Annotated in this window: 13 protein-coding genes; all 13 read right to left on the minus strand. The window is 34.5% G+C overall.

What is annotated here, in order from left to right; all coding sequences use genetic code 11:
* Complete coding sequence (locus ACFQ1R_RS07905) at positions 1-828, minus strand: amidohydrolase family protein (protein WP_379925597.1); 828 nt, start codon at positions 826-828, stop codon at positions 1-3.
* The gene (locus tag ACFQ1R_RS07910) at positions 825-1685 is read right to left on the minus strand and encodes a fumarylacetoacetate hydrolase family protein (RefSeq protein WP_379925598.1); all 861 of its coding nucleotides are present in this window, start codon (positions 1683-1685) and stop codon (positions 825-827) included. The genes ACFQ1R_RS07905 and ACFQ1R_RS07910 overlap by 4 nt, the downstream gene beginning before the upstream one ends.
* A gap of 79 nt (positions 1686-1764) precedes the next feature.
* A complete protein-coding gene (locus tag ACFQ1R_RS07915) occupies positions 1765-2538 on the minus strand; it encodes an SDR family NAD(P)-dependent oxidoreductase (protein ID WP_379925599.1) in 774 nt (257 codons plus the stop codon).
* 48 nt (positions 2539-2586) lie between these two features.
* Positions 2587-3597 (minus strand): zinc-binding alcohol dehydrogenase family protein, encoded by a 1011-nt coding sequence (locus ACFQ1R_RS07920; protein ID WP_379925600.1) that lies wholly within the window; start codon positions 3595-3597, stop codon positions 2587-2589.
* 46 nt (positions 3598-3643) lie between these two features.
* Positions 3644-6064, minus strand: coding sequence for a sugar-binding domain-containing protein (locus ACFQ1R_RS07925; RefSeq protein WP_379925601.1), 2421 nt, complete (start codon positions 6062-6064; stop codon positions 3644-3646).
* Between the two features lie 24 nt (positions 6065-6088).
* Positions 6089-9622, minus strand: a complete 3534-nt coding sequence (locus ACFQ1R_RS07930) for a malectin domain-containing carbohydrate-binding protein (protein ID WP_379925602.1) — start codon at positions 9620-9622, stop codon at positions 6089-6091.
* Between the two features lies 1 nt (position 9623).
* Entirely contained in the window at positions 9624-12299 is a 2676-nt protein-coding gene (locus ACFQ1R_RS07935; RefSeq protein ID WP_379925603.1) for an alpha-d-galacturonidase, read from the minus strand.
* Positions 12300-12315: 16 nt separating this feature from the next.
* Positions 12316-14238 (minus strand): exo-alpha-sialidase, encoded by a 1923-nt coding sequence (locus ACFQ1R_RS07940; RefSeq protein WP_379925604.1) that lies wholly within the window; start codon positions 14236-14238, stop codon positions 12316-12318.
* Between the two features lie 13 nt (positions 14239-14251).
* Positions 14252-16999, minus strand: a complete 2748-nt coding sequence (locus ACFQ1R_RS07945; RefSeq protein WP_379925605.1) for a glycoside hydrolase family 78 protein — start codon at positions 16997-16999, stop codon at positions 14252-14254.
* A 10-nt stretch (positions 17000-17009) separates the two neighbouring features.
* Positions 17010-18566 carry an MGH1-like glycoside hydrolase domain-containing protein gene (locus tag ACFQ1R_RS07950; RefSeq protein WP_379925606.1) on the minus strand — a complete coding sequence of 519 codons (1557 nt, stop codon included), beginning with the start codon at positions 18564-18566 and terminating at the stop codon, positions 17010-17012.
* 8 nt (positions 18567-18574) lie between these two features.
* The gene (locus ACFQ1R_RS07955; RefSeq protein WP_379925607.1) at positions 18575-21043 is read right to left on the minus strand and encodes a glycoside hydrolase family 95 protein; all 2469 of its coding nucleotides are present in this window, start codon (positions 21041-21043) and stop codon (positions 18575-18577) included.
* Positions 21027-22451 carry an acetylxylan esterase gene (locus ACFQ1R_RS07960; protein WP_379925608.1) on the minus strand — a complete coding sequence of 475 codons (1425 nt, stop codon included), beginning with the start codon at positions 22449-22451 and terminating at the stop codon, positions 21027-21029. Before ACFQ1R_RS07960 ends, ACFQ1R_RS07955 begins: the two co-directional genes overlap by 17 nt.
* Before the next feature lies 1 nt (position 22452).
* Positions 22453-25191 carry a glycoside hydrolase family 78 protein gene (locus ACFQ1R_RS07965; RefSeq protein ID WP_379925609.1) on the minus strand — a complete coding sequence of 913 codons (2739 nt, stop codon included), beginning with the start codon at positions 25189-25191 and terminating at the stop codon, positions 22453-22455.
* Positions 25192-25193: the final 2 nt, after the last annotated feature.

Consider the following 25193-nt stretch of genomic DNA (forward strand, 5'->3'; position numbering starts at 1 on the left):
TTATAGATTATAAAATTTTATAGCGTTTGCACCCATGATATTTTGCTGCTCATTGGCGCTTAATTTTGAAATGAAATTGACTACTAATTCTTTTACTTTTGAATAATTTCCTGCTACCAAACACACAGGCCAATCGGAACCAAATAGTAAACGATTGGAACCGAAAGCTTCTAAAACCAAGTTCATATATGGGTGGATTTGTTCGGGTTTCCAATGGTTATAATCTGCTTCGGTTATCATTCCTGAAAGTTTACAAAACACATTTTCTTGCTTTGCTATTTCCTTCATTAAAACCGCCCAACCATCATAAAAACTATCTTTTATATACGGTTTTGCAATGTGGTCTATGATGAATTTCTGATTTGGAAATCGTTTTACAAATTCTAAAGTCGCCCCAAGTTGATGAGGAAAAATTAAAATATCGTAGGTGTAATTATGTTTTTCAAGCAATGAAACGCCTCTTAAAAAATTAGGGCGAAGCAAAAAGTTATGGTCTGTTTCTGCTTGAACTACATGCCTAAACCCTTTTAATTTTTCTTGACTTTTGCGCGCTTCTAAGTTTGATTCAATTGTATCACTTCTTAAATCAATCCAACCTACAACACCTTTAATGAAATTAGTTTCTGAAGCTAACTTCAACAAGAAATCGGTTTCTACTGGATTTTGGTCTGCTTCAACAGCTATACAACCATCAACACCATTTTCTTGATATACTTTTGCTAAATCATTGGGCATAAAATCCTTTCGAATAACTGCCATAGCATTATCTATCCAAGCGTGTTTTACAGGATGGTATTGCCAAAAATGTTGATGACTATCTATAATCATTTCCCAGAGTATGCTACAACTTTTTGTTTTGAAACACCTAAACCTTCAATACCTAATTCCATAACATCGCCTGGTTTTAAATATACGGGCGGTTTTAGACCTAAACCTACACCAAATGGTGTTCCTGTTGAAATAACATCACCTGGAAGCAGCGTCATAAACTGACTGATATAACTAATAGATTCTTCAATATTAAAAATAAAATCGGATGTTGAACTGTTCTGCATCATTTCACCATTTAATTTCAACCACAAGTCTAAATTATTTGGGTTTTTAACTTCATCTTTAGTAGCTAAAAATGGACCTAGTGGCGCAAATGTATCACATCCTTTTCCTTTACACCATTGACCTTCTTTTTCAATTTGAAAGGCGCGTTCACTAACATCGTTATGCAATACATAACCAGCAATGTGATTATATACTTCTTCTTTAGAAATGTACGATGCTTTTTTACCAATAACAACTGCAAGTTCTACTTCCCAATCGGTTTTTGTACTTCCTTTTGGAATAACAACATCATCATTTGGACCAACAATAGCTGTGGTAGATTTAAAAAACAAAACAGGCTCGCTTGGTATTTTCATTCCAGCTTCGGCAGCATGTTTAGCATAGTTTAAGCCGATACAAACTAATTTTGAAGGACGACAAATTGGTGAACCTAATCTGGTTTCTTCAGAAACTTTAGCGCATTTTGACTCGTTTATTTTTAACCACTTTTCAAGCCTTTCAATTCCGTCAGTTTCAAAAAATTGTTCAGTATAATCTTCTCCAAAAGTTGATACATCTATTTTATTTCCGTTAGGTAATTGAACTCCTGGTTTTTCTTTTCCAGCTTCACCAAATCTTATAAGTTTCATTCTAAATTCGTTTAATTGTTTATTTGCTTATTTTTTATTTGTGAATTGTGAACCGTAATTCGTAATTCATAATTGATTTTTATCCGTTTAATTTTATAAATCCACCATCAATAGGAAAGTCGGTTCCTGTGATGAATGATGCTTCATCTGAACATAAATACAATGCCAAATCTGCTACTTCTTGTGGTTTTCCCATGCGACCAATAGGTTGTGTTTTTGATAGTTTTTCGAACATTTCTACTTCTTTACCTGGGTAATTATTCTTTAAAAAACCATCAACAAAAGGTGTATGAATACGCGCGGGCGACATACAATTACATCGTATTCCGTAATCAATATAATCTTTTGCTACGGAATAGGTCATGGTAAGTGCCGCTCCTTTAGACATGGAATAGGCAAACCTATCATTTAGCCCTACCGATGATGCTATGGATGCCATATTTAAAATAACACCTCCATACTTTTTCATATGTGGAATAGTTGCAAAAATGCAGTTATAAACACCTTTTACATTTACGCTATAAACGCGGTCTAGGTCTGCTTCTGGTGTGTTTTCAACATTTCCAATATGGGCAATTCCTGCGTTATTTATTAAAATATTAATGTTACCCTTTTCTGAAATAGCATTAATAACCTTAATAACATCTTCTTGATTAGCAACATTACATTGATGTGTTTCTGCTGAACCACCATCAATTTCAATCTCATTTTTAGTTACTTCGGCATTATCAACATTCATTTCTAATATATGAACATATGCACCTTGTGCCGCCAATGTTTTTGATATAGCTTTACCTATACCGCTACCGCCACCTGTAACGATGGCTGTTTTATTTTCAAGACTAAATTTCATCTTATTTTACGTTTCAAAAAAATAATTGTACAATATACACTTTTAGTGTTAATTAAAATTAACCATTGCCTTAATAACTTTGGTTTTTGGATCGAGCCAAGCATCAAAATTAGCAATCATATCTGTAAAATCCACTTGATGTGTAACAAAGGCTTTGGTTGGGAATTTATGAAGATTACTTACCACGAAATCAAAATCTTCCAGAGTTGCATTTCTACTACACATAATGGTTGATTCTTTGGCGTGAATTGCAGGATGGCTAAACACCAATTCGCCTTTTGATAAGCCTACCAACACATAACGACCACCATGCGACATGTAATTAATACCGTTTTCTAAAGCACGTTTATTACCTGTACAATCAAAAACTGCTGATGCTAAATTGGTATTCGTTATTTTTGAAACTTCTTCAACCGCGGTTTCTGATACTTTTACGACATGTTTTACTCCTATTTCGTTTTTTACAAACTCTAATCGAGCTTCATCAACATCCAAAGCTATTACTTCTGCGCCTTTAATTTGAGCTAATTTCATTAAACCAATCCCAATTGGTCCGCAACCAATTACCACGATGGTTTCACCTGCAACCACATTGGCACGCCTAATAGCATGTGCGCCAATGGCTAAAGGTTCTACAATTGCCATTTCTTCAAACGACAGGTTTCCTGCAGGAATTAATAAATCGGTTCTTACAGCAAATTGTTGTTGCATTCCTCCATCGGCATGAACACCCAAAACCCTAATGTTGCTACAGCAGTTTGTTTTGCCTTGTGAACAGGCATAACATGTTCCGCAACTTACATAAGGCATAATTATTACCTTGTCGCCAGCTTTTAATTTTTGCGGATTATTCCCTATTTCAAGTACTTCGCAAGCTAATTCGTGCCCCAAAATTCTAGGATATGTAAAAAAGGCTTGGTTACCCGAATAAGCATGCAAATCGGTACCACAAATACCTACGCGATGCACTTTAAGCAATGCTTGATTATCTTCTCTTTTTGGAAATTCTTTTTCCTTTAAAGTGAATTTGTTTGGTTCTTCACAAACAATATATTTCATTTTTTTAAGATTTTTAGATTGTTAGACTTGTAGAAATCTAGACTATTTATTTTGTTTTAATTGTAACTGTTTTTTTCATAACACCGTTATCTATTGAAGAAGCTACTAAAGTAATGTCTTCTGCCTTTCCATTAGATTGAATAATCACCAAGCACTTACCGTTATACGCTTTGATTTCTGAAGCTTTAAACGACGATAAATTGGCTTGATAACCATTATCAACACCAACTATTTTTCCACCACCTGTTACCGCAAAATTTATTAAGTTATCTGCTTTTGGCACTAAATTTCCTTTGGCATCTAAAACATTTACTGTAACGTAAACCAAATCATAACCATCATTTTTTATCAGGGTTTTGTCGGCAATTAGTTGAATAGTATTTGGTGATGTAGCTGTATGAATTTCTTTTTCTAAAACAACAATTCCATTTTTTCTTGAAATAGCTTTAATGTTACCTGCTTCAAATTTAACACGCCATGAAATATGCAAATCATCATTTTGTTTTGATTTTGTACCTAAAGATTTTCCGTTTAAAAACAATTCGACCTCATCTGCATTATTGTAATATACCCAAACATCAACATCTTGCCCAATATTCCAATTCCAATGTGGTAAAATGTGTAAAACAGGTTTATTTGTCCATTCACTTTGATACATATAATACACATCCTTAGGAAAACCAGCCAAATCTACCACTCCAAAATACGAGCTTCTGGCAGGATATGGATATGGAATGGGTTCGCCTAAATAATCGAAACCTGTCCAGATGAACATGCCCGAAATAAAATTTAATTTTTTAACTGTTTTCCAATTTTCTTCGTGTGTTGCACCCCAATAAGCAGAAACTTGATCGTAAGCAGAAACGGTAAAATCGTCATTTCCATCAAACGGTTCATTGTGTGCTGGCGGCCATCTTTTGATGCTATCAGATGGCATATCGTAATGTCCGCGTGTTTCTAAAGCTGATACACTTTCTGAAGCTATTATTTTTTCACCTTTAAACTTTTCAGGAAAATCGTAATAATCTTTGTGTTTATAATTAAAACCCAACACATCCAAAGCACCAGATTGGTAAATGAAATTTTTCTCTGGAACATTTTCAGTTAACGCACAGGTTACAGGTCTGGTTTTATCTAAAGATTTTACAATAGCAACTAGATTTTTAGTAATGGCAACACCAGTACTATCAAATTGTTCGCGAATTTCATTACCAATACTCCACATCATTACTGATGGATGGTTTCTATCTCGCTTAACAAAATCTTCCAAATCTTTTTTATGCCATGCATCCCATTCCAAATTGTAATCGGCTTTTACTTTTTTCTTTTTCCAGACATCAAAGGCTTCTGTTTGTACAATAAAACCCATAGCGTCGCACAATTGTAACAACTCAACCGATGATGGATTGTGCGAAACACGTATGGCATTCACACCCATATCCTTCATTATTTGCAACTTTCGCTTTATTGCATGATAATTTGCAACCGCACCCAACGCGCCATTATCGTGATGCAAACAAACACCATGTATTTTTGTTGGAACGCCATTTAATGAAAACCCTTTTTCGGAATCAAAATTAAAATAACGAATACCTAAAGGCGTTTCGTAATTATCAACCAATTTAGAGTTTTCAAAAACGGTTGTTTTAATTTTATATAAATATGGCTTTTCAATATTCCACAATGTTGGATTTAAAACTTCAAACGTTTGACTTGTTACTTTTGATGTGTTTTTATTGATTGTCTCTTCAGAAGTTGTTTGAGCTATTTCTAGCATTTCAGCATTTAAAATTGTGCTGACTATTTTATATGTTTTGCTTGAATTTGCATCATTTTGAAGCGTTACTTCTAAATTTACAGATGCTTTTTCTTTTGAAACTTTGGGTGTTGTAACGTAAGTTCCCCAATGTGTTATATGTAGTTTTTCGGTTGCTACCAACCTTACATTTCTATAAATACCCGAACCTGTGTACCAACGCGAATTGGGTTGCTCGGAATTATCAACCTTCACCGAAATAATATTTTTTTCTTCACCAAATTTTAAAAAATTCGACAAATCATATGCAAATGAGATATAACCGTAAGGACGTTTTCCCAAATAATGACCATTAATCCAAACTTCACTATTTCTATAAACGCCATCAAACTCAACAGAAACTTGTTTGTTTTTCCAATTTATTGGCAAGCTAAATGTTTTTCTGTACCAACCTAAACCAGCAGGTAATGCGCCACCTTCAGGTTTTGTTGGATGGTCTTCACTAAAAGCGCCTTCAATACTCCAGTCGTGTGGTAAATCTAAATTTTGCCATTCAGAAGCATTAAAATTTTCTTGAATAGCCTCAGGATGGTCACCAAGTTTAAAATTCCAATTAAAATTAAAATCTTCAACAATTCTAATATCTTTTTGAATTGGTTTACAAGCCATTACTACTAAAAGCAAACCAATTAACAAGCCTATATATTTCATTTTTAAACGCATTATTTTTAGTATTTATTGAAATTCAAACGATTCTATTCGCAACCCTTTCATCGTATTTGACTCTAAAGTAATTTTATAAGTTCCTGCATTAATGTAGCCTCCAGAGGTGGTATTTAAAATTTTCCATTTTTCATTTTGAACAGGAAATTCTATATCGTCATTTCGTAACAAAATACCATTAGCATCTTCAATTTTTAAGCGCACTTTAACAGGCTCATCATTCATATTCATAAAACGATAACGCATTAAATAGTTATTTGCTACACCTGGATTTACGGTAAATGTGATGCTGCTTTGAGTGTTTTTGGTAAATTCAATATAATCACTGTTTTTAAAAAATGCTTTTTCAACGCCTGCACCAGTTGTTTTGGCAGTTTCAGCTTCAAGCAACAGAATTGGTCTATCATCTTGTTCTTCCATTGAATATATAGGAACTACAGCTACTGTATACATCGCTAAGTTTTCACTATTTCCGTTTTTGCCAAACACTACTTTTTCACCTTTTTTTACTTGTTTTTTGAATACATTGAATTGATTTCCTTTTGAATTCTGTACCGTATCTGTTGTTTTTTCATAACCGTTAAGCCATGAAACTATTTCGTTTACTTTTGAATCTAAAACAACATAAACAGTAGCGTTTTCTTTTGAAATAAACGAACCTGAAACATCTTTTTTAGCAGCATTTGAAAAACGAATATAATCGGCTCCATAAAGTTCTGAAGGTAATTTGGTAATTTGAATATTAGAATTTTGATATTGTTTACTTGAGTCATCTAACCAAGAATCAATTTCAAATTCAGCATTCGTTGAAACATTCAAAATATTTTTCGCTGATGGTTTTGCAGGCTTAATATTTTTATTTTTTGTAGCAATAGCGATGGCTGAAATAACCGCTTGACCAGATGCTACATTTGGAAATGAAATAACAATTTTACCATTTTTACTTTTTGCTTTAACTGTTTTCTTTAAAGCTGATTTATGTCCAACTTCACTCCAAATATCTAAATTTTTTAAAACGATTTCATCATTAATAGCGACATCAAAAACACGCCAATTTTTACAATCCAAACCACCACCAGTGCCAAACCAAGGTTCATTAAAATATAATTCAACTACATAATCGCCATCTGCTGCAGGAAATTCGTATTGCAATTTATCCGCACCATATCTAAAGCTTTGAAATAATTTCCAATCTTGGGTATTTCCAACTAGGTCGTTTGTTTTTCTCTGGCTAGCATAAAAGGCTGGAAGATTTTCAAAATTATCTGTCCATGATGTTGAACCCCATGTATTTTTATCCGTTTTATGTACATCTGCTAACCATGTATTTCCAAAAGTATCTTTATAATCTGAACCACCAGCATTCACTCTATACACGTAATTGTAATTGCTTTCAGGCTTTAGAATTGCATTCGATTTAGAAACTAATTTTTCAAAATTTGGTGCTTTTGGTAAGTTGTTTAACACAATATAATCCTTAGCAACTGCTTTTCCATTCACATAACCAATGGCGTATAACACATTGTGTTTTATATTGACATTATTCCACTGAAAATGTTCGCCTTTAATACCTGAATTTTTAAGTTTTCCAAAAGATTCATTATCAACATCGTTAAACAATTCTACCTCATCACAGTTTGAATATACGTCAATGCCATTTTTTATTCCTACAGAATCCCAACGGTTAGCCCAAGAATGTGACACAATATAAACCATCGGGCTTTTTTCTTTTGAAACGTAGTTGGCACGATACATATAAAAAGCATCCAGCGGTTCGCCCCAAATGGTAAAAATACCTTTGTAATTTACTGGTCCAACTTTATCAATATCTCTGAAACCTTCACCATTTTGAGTTCTACCAGGATTTTCATGTGAATATAACAACCAATGATACTGACCAACAATCTTGTCTTTTACAGATTCTGCTTCACGTACTTTTATTTCCATAAGTTGCGAAAAACGGTTTTCGCTTAATTCACCTTTTTGGTTGAATTCGCCTTCAGTATGTAAATCTGCCGAACGCCATGCGCCGTATTCGCCATTTAAAAGTTGTTCCGTCAATTCTTCGCCATAATTAAATGGATTGCCACCATACGTTCCTGACCAGTTTTGAATAACGTTCCAATCGGTTCCTTCTCCTCCATTACATGTTGTAACGATGCGTTGTTTTGCTGCTGTAGGATCGAGTTCTCTAATGATTTGAGTACATTCTTCTGCAAATTCTTTTGGTATGGTACTTTCATTTTGCAAGCCCCACATAACAACCGATGGATTGTTTCTACGCTCTTTAATCCATTCCTTTAAAAGCGTTTTAAAGTTTTCTTTAAACTCGGGTGTATCATACCAAATATGTGCTGAAAACTGACTCCAAAACAAAATACCTTCTTCATCTAAATGTTCTTGGTATTTTAAATTATGAGGTTGATGTCCTTCACGAAATGCGTTGTAACCAGCTGCTTTTACTTGTTCAACCCTCGTTTTTATTTCAGTATTAGAAAATGAATGGCTTTTCCCTATTAAATGTTCATATTCACAAGTGCCATTGACAAATAATGGATTGTCGTTTATAAAAAACCGATTGTCACTTCCTGTTCTATTAATTGGCCAACTTACCCAACGAATACCGTAAGGTGTTGTTAAGGCATCAATTACGTTACCATTTTCAAATATTTTGGTTGAAAGTGTGTATAGATACGGGTTTTCTGGCGACCACAGTTTTGGATTTAAAATTTCAGGAAGCGTTTGTTTTATTTCTTTTGAATTTGAAACATTTATTTCGGTTTTTATTGAAACTACTTCGTTACCTTCTTTATCTAAAAGTGAGTTTTCAACTGTGATATTTTTAGATGAATTTCCATAATTTTTAAGTTCGGTAGAAATATGAAGAATGGCTTTTTCTTTATTTGTTTTGTCATCATTCCATATATGAATTCCGAAAGGCTCAATTCTTAATTTATCTGTAATAACTAAAGAAACTGGCCTAAAAATACCCATAGGTTGCGAGCCTTCTGAAAAGCCCCATTCGCCAGAACAACCACCACAAACCCAAGGTAAATCGGCAATAAATGAAGGATGTGCTGCTTTTACAACGATGCTGTTTTCTTTATTGAAATCAATAGCATTTGTAATATCTAAAGTAAACGTGGTTCTTCCACCCTTATGTGTGCCAACTTGTTTGCCATTTACCCAAACGGTGGCATAAGAACTTACACCTTCAAAAAACAAAAAATGCTGTTTCCCTTTATTTGAAGCATCTAATTTTAATGTTTTTTTATACCATGCTGTTCCATGCAAATTACCATGTTTTGAACGTCTGTATCCGTAATATTGATCCCAGTTATGTGGTACAGAAACGTTTTCCCAAGCTTTATTTGTGTTTGGGTTTTTTACAAAATCATTTTCCGGTTGATTTAAACTATCTAAAATAATCGTTTTCCAATTGGTGCTTAATGAGATTGTTTTACGAACATCACTAACTTGACTTTCACTTTTGCATGAAAACAGAGTGGTAAAAACTAAAATGATTATGTAATGTATCTGTTTCATATTAATAAAAAAGCCAATCGACAGCTGCTTTTTCGTCGTCTCCAATTAAACCTACATCGCGTGAGTTAATAGTTTGATTTGCATCAATAAAACCAAAAATAAGCACACGCCCTTTTCCTAAATTAAGTTCATTTTCACCAGCTTCAAAGCTGTAAGTGTGAATATTTACTCTTGGTAATTCTTTCAATTTAACAGCATTTGCTAAAACAACCTCGGCTTCACCTCTATTATTTCCTGCTGCATTAGTTTCTAAACTTGGTGGAAATAAAAAGCGTTTTTGGTCGGTATTGAAATAACCAACAACTAATTTCACAGACTTATCATTCTTAAATTTAAGATGTGTGCCATTATTATTTTGAGTATCTGCAACAAATGAAATACCTTTTAAATTTTGAAGTTCTGGTGCTATTTCTAAAATTTCAGACTCTGGAATACCGTAAACCTTTGTGCCTTTTTTTACTTGGTAAACGCCTTTGTTTTCAGTTATTAGAGTAACATTTTCAATTTGCCAAGGTGTTATGTTTTGTTTAACAATTTTACCATCTTTTGAAGCTTTTAAAAGTTCTAAATTTCTTTTGAAATTAGCCAATTCACGTTCGTAATGAGGCAATAATTCTTTCCATCTTTTATTATTACCATCATCACCGCCAATAGGAATTCTACGTTGCGCCGTTTGCATACTGTTGGCGTACAAATAGGTGTCTTTTGTTAAGTTAACTAAGGTTTGATAATGTGTAATACTTTTTTCTAAATGTGGAAGTGCCTTATCTAAATCGTTTATTTCATTTGAATAGCTATATCGCAACACCAATAAAGCGGCTTCTACTTTTTCAGCAAAGAAATTGGCGAAAGCATTGTAGCAGTACATATCATTTTTTAAACGAGCAAATTCCTCTTTATCTTTAGTTACACTTGCTTCTGCCTTATCAATAGCTTCAACAGCATTTTTGCCATGTGCTACAATTTCATTAATGATTTGAACTGGTGTTTCACCTTCATGTGGTGTGTTTTCCCATTCTTTTTTTGCATATTCTAAAAGAATTTCGCCAAGTGGTCCACAAGATTCGTAAAAACCTGGATACACGCGCCATTTGTATGGATTGACCAACTGACTTTCGAACATACCCAATAATAATGTTTGCCTGTTGCCTTCAGTTATTCCAAAACGTCTTAAGGTTTTTGGAGCTATTTCGCCAGCTTCTTCATAAGCTTTTAAAATATTTTTTCCTGATTCTAAATCAATACCATACTTAGTAGCTAATTCATTACTCCAAAATTCAATTTCATCTTTTCTATCTCTATTACTTTCCCATGCGTAGCGCGACCAAGCTTTATACCAAATCCAATCGCGTTCCATTTCCAGTAATCGTTTTTCTGTTTTATCTGGCGCATACGGCCAATCCCAATAGGATGTTTGTGGATATAAATGAAGTGCATTAGCTCCATGAATAGTATGCATGGCTTTTGTTGCTTTTTGAATGAAATCTGGCGAACCATATCTAAACGGTTCTAAATTTGCCAAAATGTGCACATTTGAAATATGCGTTGAACCAGCTGCACTTAATTGACGATGCGTTTCAGCCCAAGGACCACGAGGCTGGTAAGTAGTTAGCGATTCGCCATTATACTTATTCATGGTATATAAATTTTTGTATAATGGCAAGGCATGTTGCATAACTACAGGTGCATCGGTATCGTGGGCTCGCAAAATAATGGGTGGTTCTTGCGTGGTTCCTAAAGCTTTCAAACCATCTTTCACACCCGGAATAATGGTTTTTGTAAACCATTCTACATCATAGTCTCGTTCCATAGCTTCACCTAGAGCGACTAACAAACCTACATTTGGGTATTTTTCAACAAAAGCAGCAATGGATTTTTGAGTATAATCTGCAATAACAGGCACAATGGGTCTTGATCTATCTTGTGTTGCTATGTTATAATGTTCCGCAAAAGGTTTAGAAACGATAATATTGTAAAACATTTGAATAATCCAAATACCACGTTTGTTAGCTTCTTCGGTTATGAATTTGAAAATTTCTTCGTTTTTTTTAAAATCTTCATCGCTTACTTCAACGGCAAATGGGTAATCATCCAACTTTACTAAAGATGCAAATGGATGTCCGTTCCACAGGTATAATGAATTCAACCTATTATCAACCATCATATCCAGATACTTTATCCAAAGTTCTTTATCATAAAACCAAGGAAAATTTTCGGGTGTATATGGATATTCGTAAACGCCTCTACCTTCTAAATATTCCGTTTTTTGCATGCCAATACAAGTACCACGCAGCACCATTTCTGGCGCATCTTCAATATGTATTTCAGAAGGCAAATCTCCGTTTTCTTTAATATTATTTACCAACTCTAAGGCACCATACAACGTTCCTGAAGCATCTGAACCTTCAATTGTTATTATATTTTCTTTAGATCTTATTTTAAAACTTTCTTTTTTTGAAGCGTCTTTTTTATCAATTAGAACTATTACTTTGTGTTTGCCCTTAGGAATTTCGGAAGAAACTGAAACTACATACCCATTTTCAGATAATTTGGTTGAAAGTTTTTCAACACCAAATGCTAGTCGTGGTGATTCAGCATCACTAACAATGGTAATTTTTTTCGATGTTGAACACGAAACTATTAGTATAAAAAAAAGTAAAAAGGTATATCTCATCATGTTAAAACACTTTCATTTATTGATTTTTAAAAATCTTTTTTAAATAATTAACATTGGCGCCATAATTTGCTTTTACATTGTGAACTTGTGTTGTATCTCTAGAACGCTCTACAATTAACCAACCTAACCAATGCATATTATCTAAGGTTTCTTTTATTTTTGGTAAATCGATTTCTTTATCATTTTCCAACCAAAAACCATCTGTATTTGAAGCATGAATTTGAGCAATATTATCGCGTCCTAAGGTTTTTAATTCACTTGAAATATCGCGACCATTTTTAATGGCATTCGCAAAATTGAATGAAATTCGAATGTTTCTATTACCAATTTCTTCTAAAAGTTTTACTTCTTCGGCAGCAGAAAGTGATGTTTCAATTGCAATAACACCATCAATTTTATTTACTTCTTCTCCTGCCCATCTTAAACGCTCAATAATAGCCGGTCTTAGTTCTGGATTTGCTACCAAATCACCTTGTGTTCCTAATGGCAAATAAGCTGTTTTAACATTAAATTTTTTCATAGTTTCTATACAATCTGCCACCATTTTCTTTACGGTTGGACGTTTTGCAAACGACTGTGCATAAAAGCCAGACATAGCGATAGAGCTTATTTGAACACCAGTTTCTTTTGATTTATCTAAGAATACTTTCACTTCGGTAGTATCTCCAAACTTACTATCAAAAGTTTCTCTGCTACCTAAACTTCCCATATCCATTTCAATACCATCTGAATTTATTTCTTTTGCCAATTCAAACGCACCCAATTTTTGACGTTTCAATATCATCCAATCGCAAACAGCTACTTTATATCGTTCAATTGTTGGTCCTGGCCAAACACCATTTTTTATTGGAAATGACACTAATTTAGAAGGATCAATTTTCACATATTTAATACGTTGTCTTCGCCATGTATAAACACAATGCAGCATGCCATCAGACCCTTGAATTATGGCTGGATATGAATATTGACTAATTCGTGAATCTTCTAACACTAAGGATGCATCCCAATTTACACCATCATTTGAAACAGCTATATTTAGTGGTGTTCTTATACCTTTAACATCATCACCATCAGGTAGAACATGGTTGTATATTAGAACATGTTGTCCGTTTTTCATAGTTACGGCATCGGTTCCAGAATTGTTATTTGGCATGTTTAATAATTCAATATCAGACCATGTTTCGCCATTATCTGAAGACCATGTACTAAACAATGCTCTATTTTTTGTTCTACCAATAGCTTGCAATTTGCCATTTTTATGTAAAAGTATACTTGGCTGAATGGCATTAATATTGTTTTGCCCTTTTGCAATGGTATCGCTCATGTGCCAAGTTTTACCAAAATCTGGTGTAGATTCCATGCGTAAATTCCAGCCACCACCTTCAATACTTGATGGAAGTAATAATTTATTATTAGCTAATAAAACTGGCTTGTTTTTTATTGGGCCTAAGTAATTTTCTGGTAATTTTTCTGGTTTAGACCATGTTTCGCCGTTATCTGAAGACCTTATTAACATACCCCACCAAGTTGATGGATGCGGCCCAATTTTATAAAACAACAACAAATCTCCTTTTGGTATTTGATATAAAACAGGATTCCATGTTGGATAACGCAATGTATCATTTTGTACACCATTGGCAACCTCAACATTTTCAGTCCATTTTCCATTTTTACGCTTACTTACCCATATACCAACGTCTGGATCTCTTTCGTTTGTACCACCAAACCATGCGGCAATCAATTCGCCATTTTTCATTTCTGCAATAGTTGCTGCATGACATGAAGGATAGGATGCTTCACGATAAATAAATTCATCTATAAGAATTCCTTCTTTCCACGTTTTTTCTTCTAAAGTTATTTTTTTATCATTTACCGATGGTTTACAACTCCCTAGAAGTACTATACCTGTTAGAATTAATATGGTTTGAATTAATTTCATATATATTATTAGTTTAGTTTATATTAATTAAATAAGTTCCTGATTTTAATTCTAAAACAAGTTTACCTTCTTCTGTTTTATAATTTTCAGAATTCTTATCGAATTGCTTTTTATTGATTTTTACTTTTGAAACATTGGTGGTTGGTAAATTAACCAAAGCTGTCGTGTTTACTGGAATGGTGATATACCAAGTTAACTTGTTTTTATTCTTTTTCCAATGACTCCTTATAAGCCCGTAAGAAGATTTATACGATGCATTTACATAACTTAGACCAGCATTAAAATCTGGTTTCATAATGATTTGTTTAAAACCAGGCATTTCTGGATTACTTTTAATTCCTGCCATATTTTCGTAATACCAAACCAATAAATCGCCCAATAGCATCACGTGGTTTTGGGAATTCATTTCTGGATTGGCAGTATTACCATTCCATAATTCCCAAATAGTAGTTGCGCCATTTTCAACCATATAACCCCAACTTGGATAGGTTTTGTTTGACGCTAGTTTGTATGCCAAATCGCCCCTTCCATGTTCTGTTAAGGTTCTCATTAAAAATTGTATGCCAACAACACCTGTACTTACATGGCCTTGTTTGGTAACCTCAATTTCATGCACCATATTATCAAACACTTTCGCCTTTAATTCTTCTGGTACCATACCAAATGCTAAAGGCAATACATTAGCTGTAACAGTATTATTAGCATAACTAAATGTAGATGTGTTTAAATATTTTTTATTGAATGCCGTTTTTATGCGTTCTGATAAATCATCATAATGTGCTATATCCGCTTCAGTTGCATTAATAATATGTGCAAACTTTTTCATAATTTGAAGCAGGTGATAATAAAAAGCACTCGACAAAACCTCACCATCGGTTAAACGTGTAGGATCTTGCGAACGGATAATTTCCAAAGATTCTGGTGGCACACACCAATCGCCGTATTTGTCTTTCGTCATTAAATCGTTCTTCAAATAATTGGCTTCCATATAATCCATCCATTTTTTCATGTAGGGATAATGGTTTTTAATCACATTTTCATCAGCAAATTGGTTGTACAACATATCGGCCACTTTAATGTAAGCACCTTGCCAAGTAACGCCGTCTCCATAATAACGCCAAAACGCAGGAGCTACATCTGGAATGCCACCATCTAAAGTTTGCGAAAATTTAATATCGTCAAGCCATTTCGCATAAAGTGTTTGATTATCGAACAAAAAACTCTCGCCATAAGCTCCTGTCGTTCTATCACCCAACCAAGGTTGACGTTCATTACGTTGCGGACAATCAATCGGCATGCCTTTATAATTTCCTCGAATGCCCCAAAAAGCATTCTTGAAAATTTGGTTCATAGTTTGGTTAGAACATTCAAACGTCCCAATGGTTTCTATATAGTCATACACCACTTTTCCTAAAAACTGGTCTAATGAAGGTTTTGATTTTAATCCCGAAATTTCAACAAACCTAAAACCGTGATATACAAATTTTGGTTCCCAAATTTCTTCACCTTCACCTTTTAAAATGTATTCGTCTGTAACGCGAGCATCACGTAAATTCGCTATATAAAGCGACCCATCTTCCTTTAAAGATTCGGCAAATTTCATCGTGATGGTATCGTCTCTATTTCCATTCACTTTTAGTTGCAGCCAACCCACCATATTCTGACCCATATCTAAAATATAGTTACCCGTTTTAGTTGCCGTAATAGATAAAGGTTTCACTTCATCCATCACCTTCATATTTGGTGTCATTTGTGCCTCTGGAAAGCCGCCTGGTTCTTCAACCCACGTTAAATTTAGCCAATTGGTATCGTCAAAATTATTTGTATTCCAATTGGGTATTTCTTTTCTAGCATCATGGACTTCTCCATCATATTCGTTGTTACTTCTTATTGGACCGTTTGGTGTAAACTTCCAGGTTTCATCGGTTTTTATAGTTTCAGTAGTGCCATCTTCATATTCAATATCCAACTGCAATGCCATTTTTGGAAACCCAAAACTTTTAATTTTATAGGGTTTGTATTCTTGACGCATCGCAAAAAAGCGTCCGTTTCCTAAAATAGTACCTAATACGTTTTCACCTTTTTTTAATTGAGATGTTACATCAAATACATTGTATTTTACGTTTTTTGTGTAATCGGTTGGAACAGGTGCCAACACTTGATTCCCTATTTTTTCACCATTAATATAAAGCTCATACAAGCCCATACCCATAATGTAAACTTTGGCATTTTTTACCTGCTTTTTAACATCGATATGCTTGCGAATATAACGTGCTGATAATTTTGAAAACTGGCTCACACTATCACCTGGAAACAGCTGATTATAACCAATCCATCGGGTAGATTTCCAATCGGCATAAGTTAAAATACCCATGCTCCAATGTGCGGTTTCACTCCATTGGGTTTCTCCTTTATTCGTCCAAATTTTTACTTTCCAATAGGCTTCATCTTTACTGTTCAATTTTTTTCCTGAATAGGTTATATTCATTGAAGCATTGCTCGATACTTTACCAGAATCCCATAAATCGGCATTATTGTTTTTTAATTTTTCAACTGAAGAAGCTACTAGAATTTGATATGTTTTTTGCTCTACTTCAGATACATCAGTAATAATTTGCCAACTCAATCGTGGTTGCAACACATCAATACCTAATGGATTTGTGAGCATTTCACATTGAAGATTATGCAACTTTATATCATTTTGAGCTATCGCCGAAAATGAAAAAAGCAGCAAAACTAAATATTGAAATATTTTCTTCATTTATATGTTTTTATTTTGAAATTAGCCTTTCAAGTTTTTCAGAAGCTGCTATTTCTTTACCATTTCTAAAAATCTTAAACCCTTTTCCCATGTTATATTTTTCACCTGTTTTGTCCCATAAAATGGTAATAATAGCACCATGGTACAACACATTATCTAAACAAAACCAATCCCATTTATCTTGAGGAATTAACGGATTGACTTCTATTTTTTCATCGGCTCTTGGGCGTAAACCAACCAAACCTGTGATCATTAAATCGTTAAATGTTGAATGGTTGTAATAGCGACTACGCTCTCGATCACCCATTAACCAATAGCCCGTAGTTTCATCCAAATATTCACCAATATATGGTCGACCACGATAATATTGCGACTCTACATACAAATTCATTTGTTTGAAATAATCAGCTTCTAAAACTACATCTTGACTGTAGTTATTCAACACATTTGCCATAGCTGTAAGTGTTTGAGACGTTGCAAAAGGCCAAACCGCACCATCCCACTCGCAAGTTCCAGTACCATGGCTTCTAAAACGTGGACTTCTACGTTCGGCAGTTGTTAAACCAAAAGGTGCAGAAAACCCTTGTTCGTCTTTTACTTGTGCCCAAGCTTTTTCAAATCCTTTGTTTTTTTCTGGAAGATTGAAATACCACGGAATAAAACCAATAGCTTCCCGTACATTGGAAGAGGTATCTTTCTCGGTCAATGTTTCAAAAAATTCATCTTTGGAATTCCACAAACGAGTTTCTACTAAATTTTTAAGCTTCGAAGCTTTACTACTGAAATTAGCCACTTGCTTTTTATCTCCTTTTATGGCTGCTATTTTAGATAAAGCTTCGGCATTCCCAAACATATAACTATTAATGGTTGGACGTACATTTTGCACATGGCGACCACCACTTAAGGATTCTTCCATACCATCCTTCACGTCAATTTGCCAAAACAATCCATCAGTTCTTCCTCTATCAATTTCCCATTGTGCATATTCTGAAACTAAATCAGGATACATGTCCAATAGAAACTTTTCGTCTTTATTTACCAAATAACGGTTGTAAAGTGCATCGGCAGTCCAACTACTAAACGTCATTAGTTTTTTCATTCTACCTCCTTCATTTCCCCTGTACCACAACTTAACGTTTTGCTCAATAAACTCTGGATTGTGCACCCATCTAAACTCATAAATATGATGCCCTAAAGCACATGCAATTAAATTGTATTTATCGGCGTACGAACGGTCTACCAAAAACTCAGTAATGGCGTAACCTTGTGGTGTATTGGTAATGTGCTTACGTAAACTCCACCAACGGAAATAATACATTTCTTCGAAGTTTTGTTGTGGACATTCAAACAATGGAATATTTGCTTTCATCCAAGCCCAAGCACTATCATTTGGAATGGCTTTGGCTATGTTTTCATCTTCCATGGTGTTGAAATAATCTACATAATGTTTGTAGTTATCAACTTCTAAAACATATGGTTTTTGAGCTACTAAAGTCGATTTACAACTACTAAACAGAACTGTAAAAAAGACTATTAGTAGTTTGATATGATTGATTTTTGAATTCATTTTAATAGTTATTTTGCGTAAAAGATGTAAGATTCTCCTGCTTTCATTTCCACGTCATACTCATAATACTCAGGAAGCTTCACTTTCTTAATTTCTGCTTTTTCAGAAATAATTGGTTTCTTAACTTCAACATCATAAAACAAAGGATTTGGGTTGTTTCCTTTGGCTTTTTTTAGATGATTGCCTTTAATCTGGCTTTCCAACCTTAACCTACAATTACCATCTCGTTTTGCTTGAATTTTCAAAACTGATATTTTATTGTTCTTCCAAGTGATGTCCAATTCATAACCACCTCTAGAAACAAGTCCTTTTATAGAGCCATTTTTCCAAACACTTGGTAGTGCTGGCAACAGGTGAATAGCACCTTCGTGACTTTGCATGAGCATTTCTGCAATGCCTGCAGTACAACCAAAATTACCATCTATTTGAAAAGGTTGGTGGGCATCTAGCATATTTGGATAGGTTCCACCTCCTTTTCGCTGGTCTGCAGTAACCAAATGTAATTGGTCTTGCAATAATTTGTATGCGTGATTTCCATCTAACAAACGTGCCCATAAATTTACTTTCCAACCCATAGACCATCCGGTAGATTCATCACCTCTAAAATTTAATGAGGTTTTTGCTGCATCGAATAATTCAGGGGTTTTAAAAGGTGAAATTTGATTACTAGGGAACAATCCATACAAGTGTGATACATGACGGTGCTTGTCTTCAGGGTCGTCCCAATCGATCAACCATTCTTGCAATTGCCCATGCTTTCCAATTTGCATTGGCGGCATTTTAGCTAAAGCATCTTTTAATTTTTTTGTAAAATTTTTATCTTCTGATAGAATATCTGTTGCTCTAATAATGTTGGTGAATAAATCAAAAATCAATTGATTATCCATTGTAGTTCCTGCGGTTATAGTTGATGTACCATCTTCACCAGCATGTGTGTTTTCAGGAGAATTTGAAGGTACTACTACTAAGTATCCGGAGTTCGGATCTTTAATCATAAAATCTAAAAAGAAGTTGGCAGCACCTTTCATTATGGGATAAATTTCTTTTAGATAATTTTCATCGCCCGTATATAAATAACGCTCCCATAAATCTTGACATACCCACGCGCCACCTGTTGGCCACATACCCGATGCCGCATTATCAATTGGACCTGTAATACGCCAGATATCGGTATTGTGATGCAGCACCCAACCATCGGCATTATACATTATTTGAGCTGTTTCTTTACCAGTTTCAGCAACTTCTTTTACCATTTGAATAAACGGTTCGTGCATTTCGGAAAGGTTGGTTAATTCCGCAGGCCAATAGTTCATTTCTGCATTAATATTCATGGTGTACTTACTTTCCCAAGGCGGAAACAACATATCGTTCCAAATACCTTGAAGATTTGCAGGTTGCCCACCTGGTTGCGAACAGGAAATCAATAAATAACGTCCGAATTGAAAATATAATGATGCCAACTGCGGATCGAATTGACTATCGAATTTTCGAATACGCGCGTCGGTAGTTTCTTTAGCTGCTTCGGTAATTCCCAAATCGAAAGATACACGGTTGAAGAATTTTTGATAATAGGTAACATGTGTCGATTTAATGGCTTCAAAATCTTTGATTAAAGCTTTATCTAAATACGCTTTGCTTTTAGCAACTTCATCTTCAGTAAGTTCTTTATAATTTTTGAAATTGGTAGCTATTGAAATGTAAAGTGTTACCTCATCAGCCTTATTAATGCTAATAATTCCATTTTTAACAGAAACATCGCCTCCTATATTTCTAGCCGCCATTCTACCTTGAAACTTAACACGTCCTCTTTGACCTTCTACCGTACTTGTTTCACCTGAAAGAGATACTTGATTTCCTTCCGTTGTAGTTAGTGTTTTATCAAACGGACTATTCATAAACACATTTCCTGTAATTTGCCCCGGTTGACTAGCCGTTAATTTTACCACTATCACTTGGTCTGAAAACGCCGTAAGTATTTCTCTGGTAAATGTAACGCCGTCAACAATATACTGAACTTTAGCGGTTGCATTTTCAATATCTAAATCGCGATAATAATTTGTGTAATTTTGATGCCCAGGAAATGATAAATACACACTTCCAAAGGTTTGATACGGCATTCCGTTATTGGTTTGCGAACGGATATCCGACGTTGCCAAATCTTGTGCTTCCTTATATTTTCCATCAAAAATAAGCTGACGCACTTTAGGCAATGCCTTTAATGCTTTATCATGTGCAATGCTGTTAGGAGAACCTGCCCAAATGGTTTCTTCGTTTAATTGTAAACGTTCCACCGCTGGATCGCCAAAAACCATAGCACCTAAACGTCCGTTTCCTAAAGGTAAGGCTTCGTTCCAAATTTCGGCTGGTTTGTCGTACCAAAGTTTTAATTCGGTTTCCGTTTGAGCAAACAAATTATTTACCCCAAAAAGAAAGATTAGGCAACAAAGAATTTTAATATTTCTATTTTTTAATATCATACTCTTTATTGTTTTTTTCTCCAAATAGTTCATACAATTCGTCTATATTTTTCATCGCGTTTTGTGGCAAGTTTTCAACTTTATTCCCAAAAACATATAAGTTCTCGTAGGGTTCAATAACACAATCGGATTCGTCAATTTCACCCATATTATTTATAACTTTTTCTAAATTTAACCCTAAATGCTTCGCCATAAAAGGATACATTGCCATACGTTTAGACTTACCATAATCATGTCCTTCTTCTGCAAAATGAGCATTTTCAACTAGTTCCTTTTTACCATAAAAACCATAGGTTCGTTGTATAAATGGAAATTCTAATTCAGGAACATTGCTAGTCCAATCTTTTCCATCAGAAATAACAAGTTGTGGTTTTGGTGTTGCCATGGCTGCTACTTCAACATTGTTTGTCCCATTTCCGCACAGATGAATACCACGACCACTTTCACAAGGACAACCACCAGAATGATTTGCTGACACCATAACAACAGGAACAGATACCGTAACTCTATCATCTAAAGCTGCCAAAAATAGTGTATGCGAACCACCACCAGAACCACCTGTAACGCCCACACGAGTGATATCGGCATGTTTTAGAGTTGACACATAATCCAGTAAACGCATACCGCTTAATAATTGTATGGTTGAAGCGATACTATTTCTATGTGTTGTTGCTGGAAACTGCAATTGCGATTCGCCCCAAGCAAACAAATCAAAATTCACAACAATTGCTCCCATTCTAGCCAACATAGCACAACGCAATTGTTCGTCTTTTCGGTAGCGACCATCACCAAAATGACCGTTTGGCGTGATAACAATAGGCGCTTTTTTGTTAAATGGATAAGGTTTGTAGATTGAGCCAGTTGTATAAACTCCTGGAAGAATTTCCAAGCCAATATTTTCAACAGTATAGCTTTTATACTTTCTTTTTTTGGTTAAAATGGGTTTTGAATAAGGCATTTTTGGTGCTTTATCAATTCCGAAAGCTGTTATCATGCACTGTTTCAATTCGGCATTTCTGGTTTCCCAAGTTTGTTTATCATTATATAAATTTGACAAAAAAGCTAAACGTTCTACGCTTTTGGGAATGGATACCCTATGGTGTTGAAATTCCCTGATTTCATAAATACCATCAGCTTCTTTAAACGTTGTTAAATTGAAAGGTGCTAAAACATTAGCTAAAGACACTTCTAAATTATCGGGTTCAATTTTCCAATCGGCATAATCCAATACTTTTTCTTTCAACAAACCTTTATTATCTTTAATTTTTACATTGAAAATAATTTCAATTTTATGAATTGTTTCTGCAATAGGCGTTTTAAAATTAGTATCAGAAGTTTGCGCCTGCATTGTTGAAAACAACAATACGACTATTGAAAAAACTACTATGTTTATTGATTTTAATTTCATTTTAGTTACTTTCTATACTGTAAACTCCCGAACCTATTATAAAAGTTGGCTTTTTTGCTTTTTTATCAACCTCAATTTGTCCTTTAAATTGCTTTAATGATTTTCCGTTAATTGTTATTTCAGATTCTGCATTGACGGGCAAAATCACTGTTGCTGTTGTATTGGCAGGTATTTCAATTTTGAAAATGGTTTTGTTATCCTGCTTCTCCCATTCTGAAACTATTGTTCCATAAACCGATTTATAACTTGCTTTTACAAAGGTCATATCGCCCACAATTTCTGGTTGAATGAAGAAGTGTTTAAACCCTGGATGTGCTTCATCGGGAACGATGCCTGCCAAACTTCTGTAAAACCATTCTTCAATTTGTCCCATCATAAAATGGTTCCATGAATTTCCTTTTCTTGGATCCCATTGTTCGGTTAATGTGGTTAATCCAAATTTAATTTGAAACCCGTAGCCCGGTGTATCATAATGGTTGTTCATTTTAAACATGGTTTCACTTTCATTATTTCTTGCCAACGCTTGAAATAGGTAACGATTACCCACATCGCCCGTTGTTAATCGGTAACCTCTATTTTTTATGTCAGCCAATAAATTAGCCACAACCGCTTCTTTATATTGCGGTTCTACAATATCCATAAACACAGAAACCGCATTACTAAATTGGCTTTCTGTACCGTATTGTTTCGTTTCTTTGTTGAAAAACGCCTCATTATATGCATCTTTAATATGAGATGCTAAAGTTTCGTACTTAGAAATATCTTCCGTTTTATTTAGGTGCTTTGCTGCTTTGGCAAATAAATGTGCTGCGTAGTAGTAATGACTGGTGGCAGAAAGGGCAATAGGACTATTTTTTGAATAGCCAGCAGCATGTTCACCGTAATCGTACCAATCGCCTAATCCGTAATCAAGGATATAATCTTCAGATTTAGAAGTTAAGTAATCAATATACCTTTTCATTACTTGATAATAATCTTTTATCAAACTATCATCGCCATAATATTCGTAATACATCCAAGGCAGAATAACGCCTGTAACGCCCCATTCCGGAGAATCGGTAAAATCACCACCAAACACCACATACTCTGGTGCGATGGTTGGAATCATGCCGTTTTCCCGTTGTGCATCGGCAATATTTTGCATGATACTGGGAATGTAGGTTTGTAAATTGTAATTGAAAATTAACCCCGGTCCATTAAGATGCGCTTCTTCTAACCATCCTAATTTTTCACGATGCGGACAATCCGTCAACACTGCTTGAAAATTACTTTTTATAGCATTATTGATAAGCTCGTGTGCTTTGTTAAAAATTTCGTTGGAACATTCAAACGCTCCTGCTTCACCCGAATTATTATAAATAAAATTTGAAGTTATATCTAATACTGTTGGTAGTTCTTGGTTATTTGCTTCCAAATAATTTACATTGTCTATTTGAATGTATTGATAACCATAATAACTAAATTTTGGCTGCCAAATTTCAACACCTTCACCTTTTAAAGTGTATTGAAAATAGTATGGTTTTCCAGAACGACCTTGGCTAATTCTACCATCGTCATTCAAACCTTCACCAACCCAAAGTGTAACAGTTTGTCCTTTTTTTCCTTTGACTTTTATAGTTGGAAATCCCGATAGGTTTTGCCCCATATTAAAAACATGTGTACTATCTGCTGGTTTTTTAAATTCTTTTACTTGATATGTTTTTTGAATGGTGTTTGGTGCTGTTTGTTGCGCTCTTAATGTTCCTTTTGGCACTTCTTGTACAACAACAGGTTTCCAGTTTGAAGCATCAAAATTTGGAGTATTCCATCCACTTTGTTCTAAATTGGCATCATAATCTTCACCTCCAAACATACTATTGTAGGTAATAGGGCTTACAGAATATTTCCATGTTTCATCAGAATTAATAATTGCTTCAGAACCATCTTCATACCTTACTTTCATTTTAAAAAACAGCGTTGGCGGTCCAAAACTTACAAAAAACTTGGAATAACGTTCTGCCAATACATTGTACATGCCATTTCCTAAAACCACGCCAATACAATTTTGACCTTGTTGTAAATCTGTTGATGTTAGTTCATAAGTATTGAAATTAACGGATTTATCATAATCTGTCCATAATGGTGCAAATTCACTGTTGCCAATTTTTTTTCCATTAATAGTTAATTCATAATGCCCTAAACCCGAAATATAAACTACAGCTTCTTTAATTTTTTTTGAAACTGAAAACGGTTTGCGAAGCATGATACTTTGGCGTGACAACGGATGGGATGCATTGATGATGGAGTCTTTTTTTGCTCTTTTGAAGGTTGCCGTATGGTAATTTCTGCCTTCTGGCAAATGGCTATCTGCTTTGGTAATAGCGCCAATCCATATAGAATTTAAACTCGATGTTTCGGGTGCTATTCTAAATGAAGCTATATTACTCCAATTGGATTCTTTGTTCTTCTGTGTCCAAATTTTTACTTTCCAAAAATATTTGGTTTCTACTTTTAAAGGTTTTCCGTTATATGAAGCTAATTGATTTTTATTTGATTTTACCTTGCCGCTATCCCAAACATCAGCTTCATTATTTTTTAGTTTTTCTTCGGAAGAAGCCACCAAAATTTGATATGCTTTTTGTGAAATATTAAAATCTTTAGACTCAAGTTTCCAACCTAATTTGGGCTGTTCTTTAATAACCGCTAACGGATTTACAGCCATATCGCAAGTTAAATGCGTTACAACTGTTTGCCCTTTCATTG

This window comes from Mariniflexile jejuense, assembly GCF_042675665.1.
Taxonomy (GTDB): domain Bacteria; phylum Bacteroidota; class Bacteroidia; order Flavobacteriales; family Flavobacteriaceae; genus Mariniflexile; species Mariniflexile jejuense.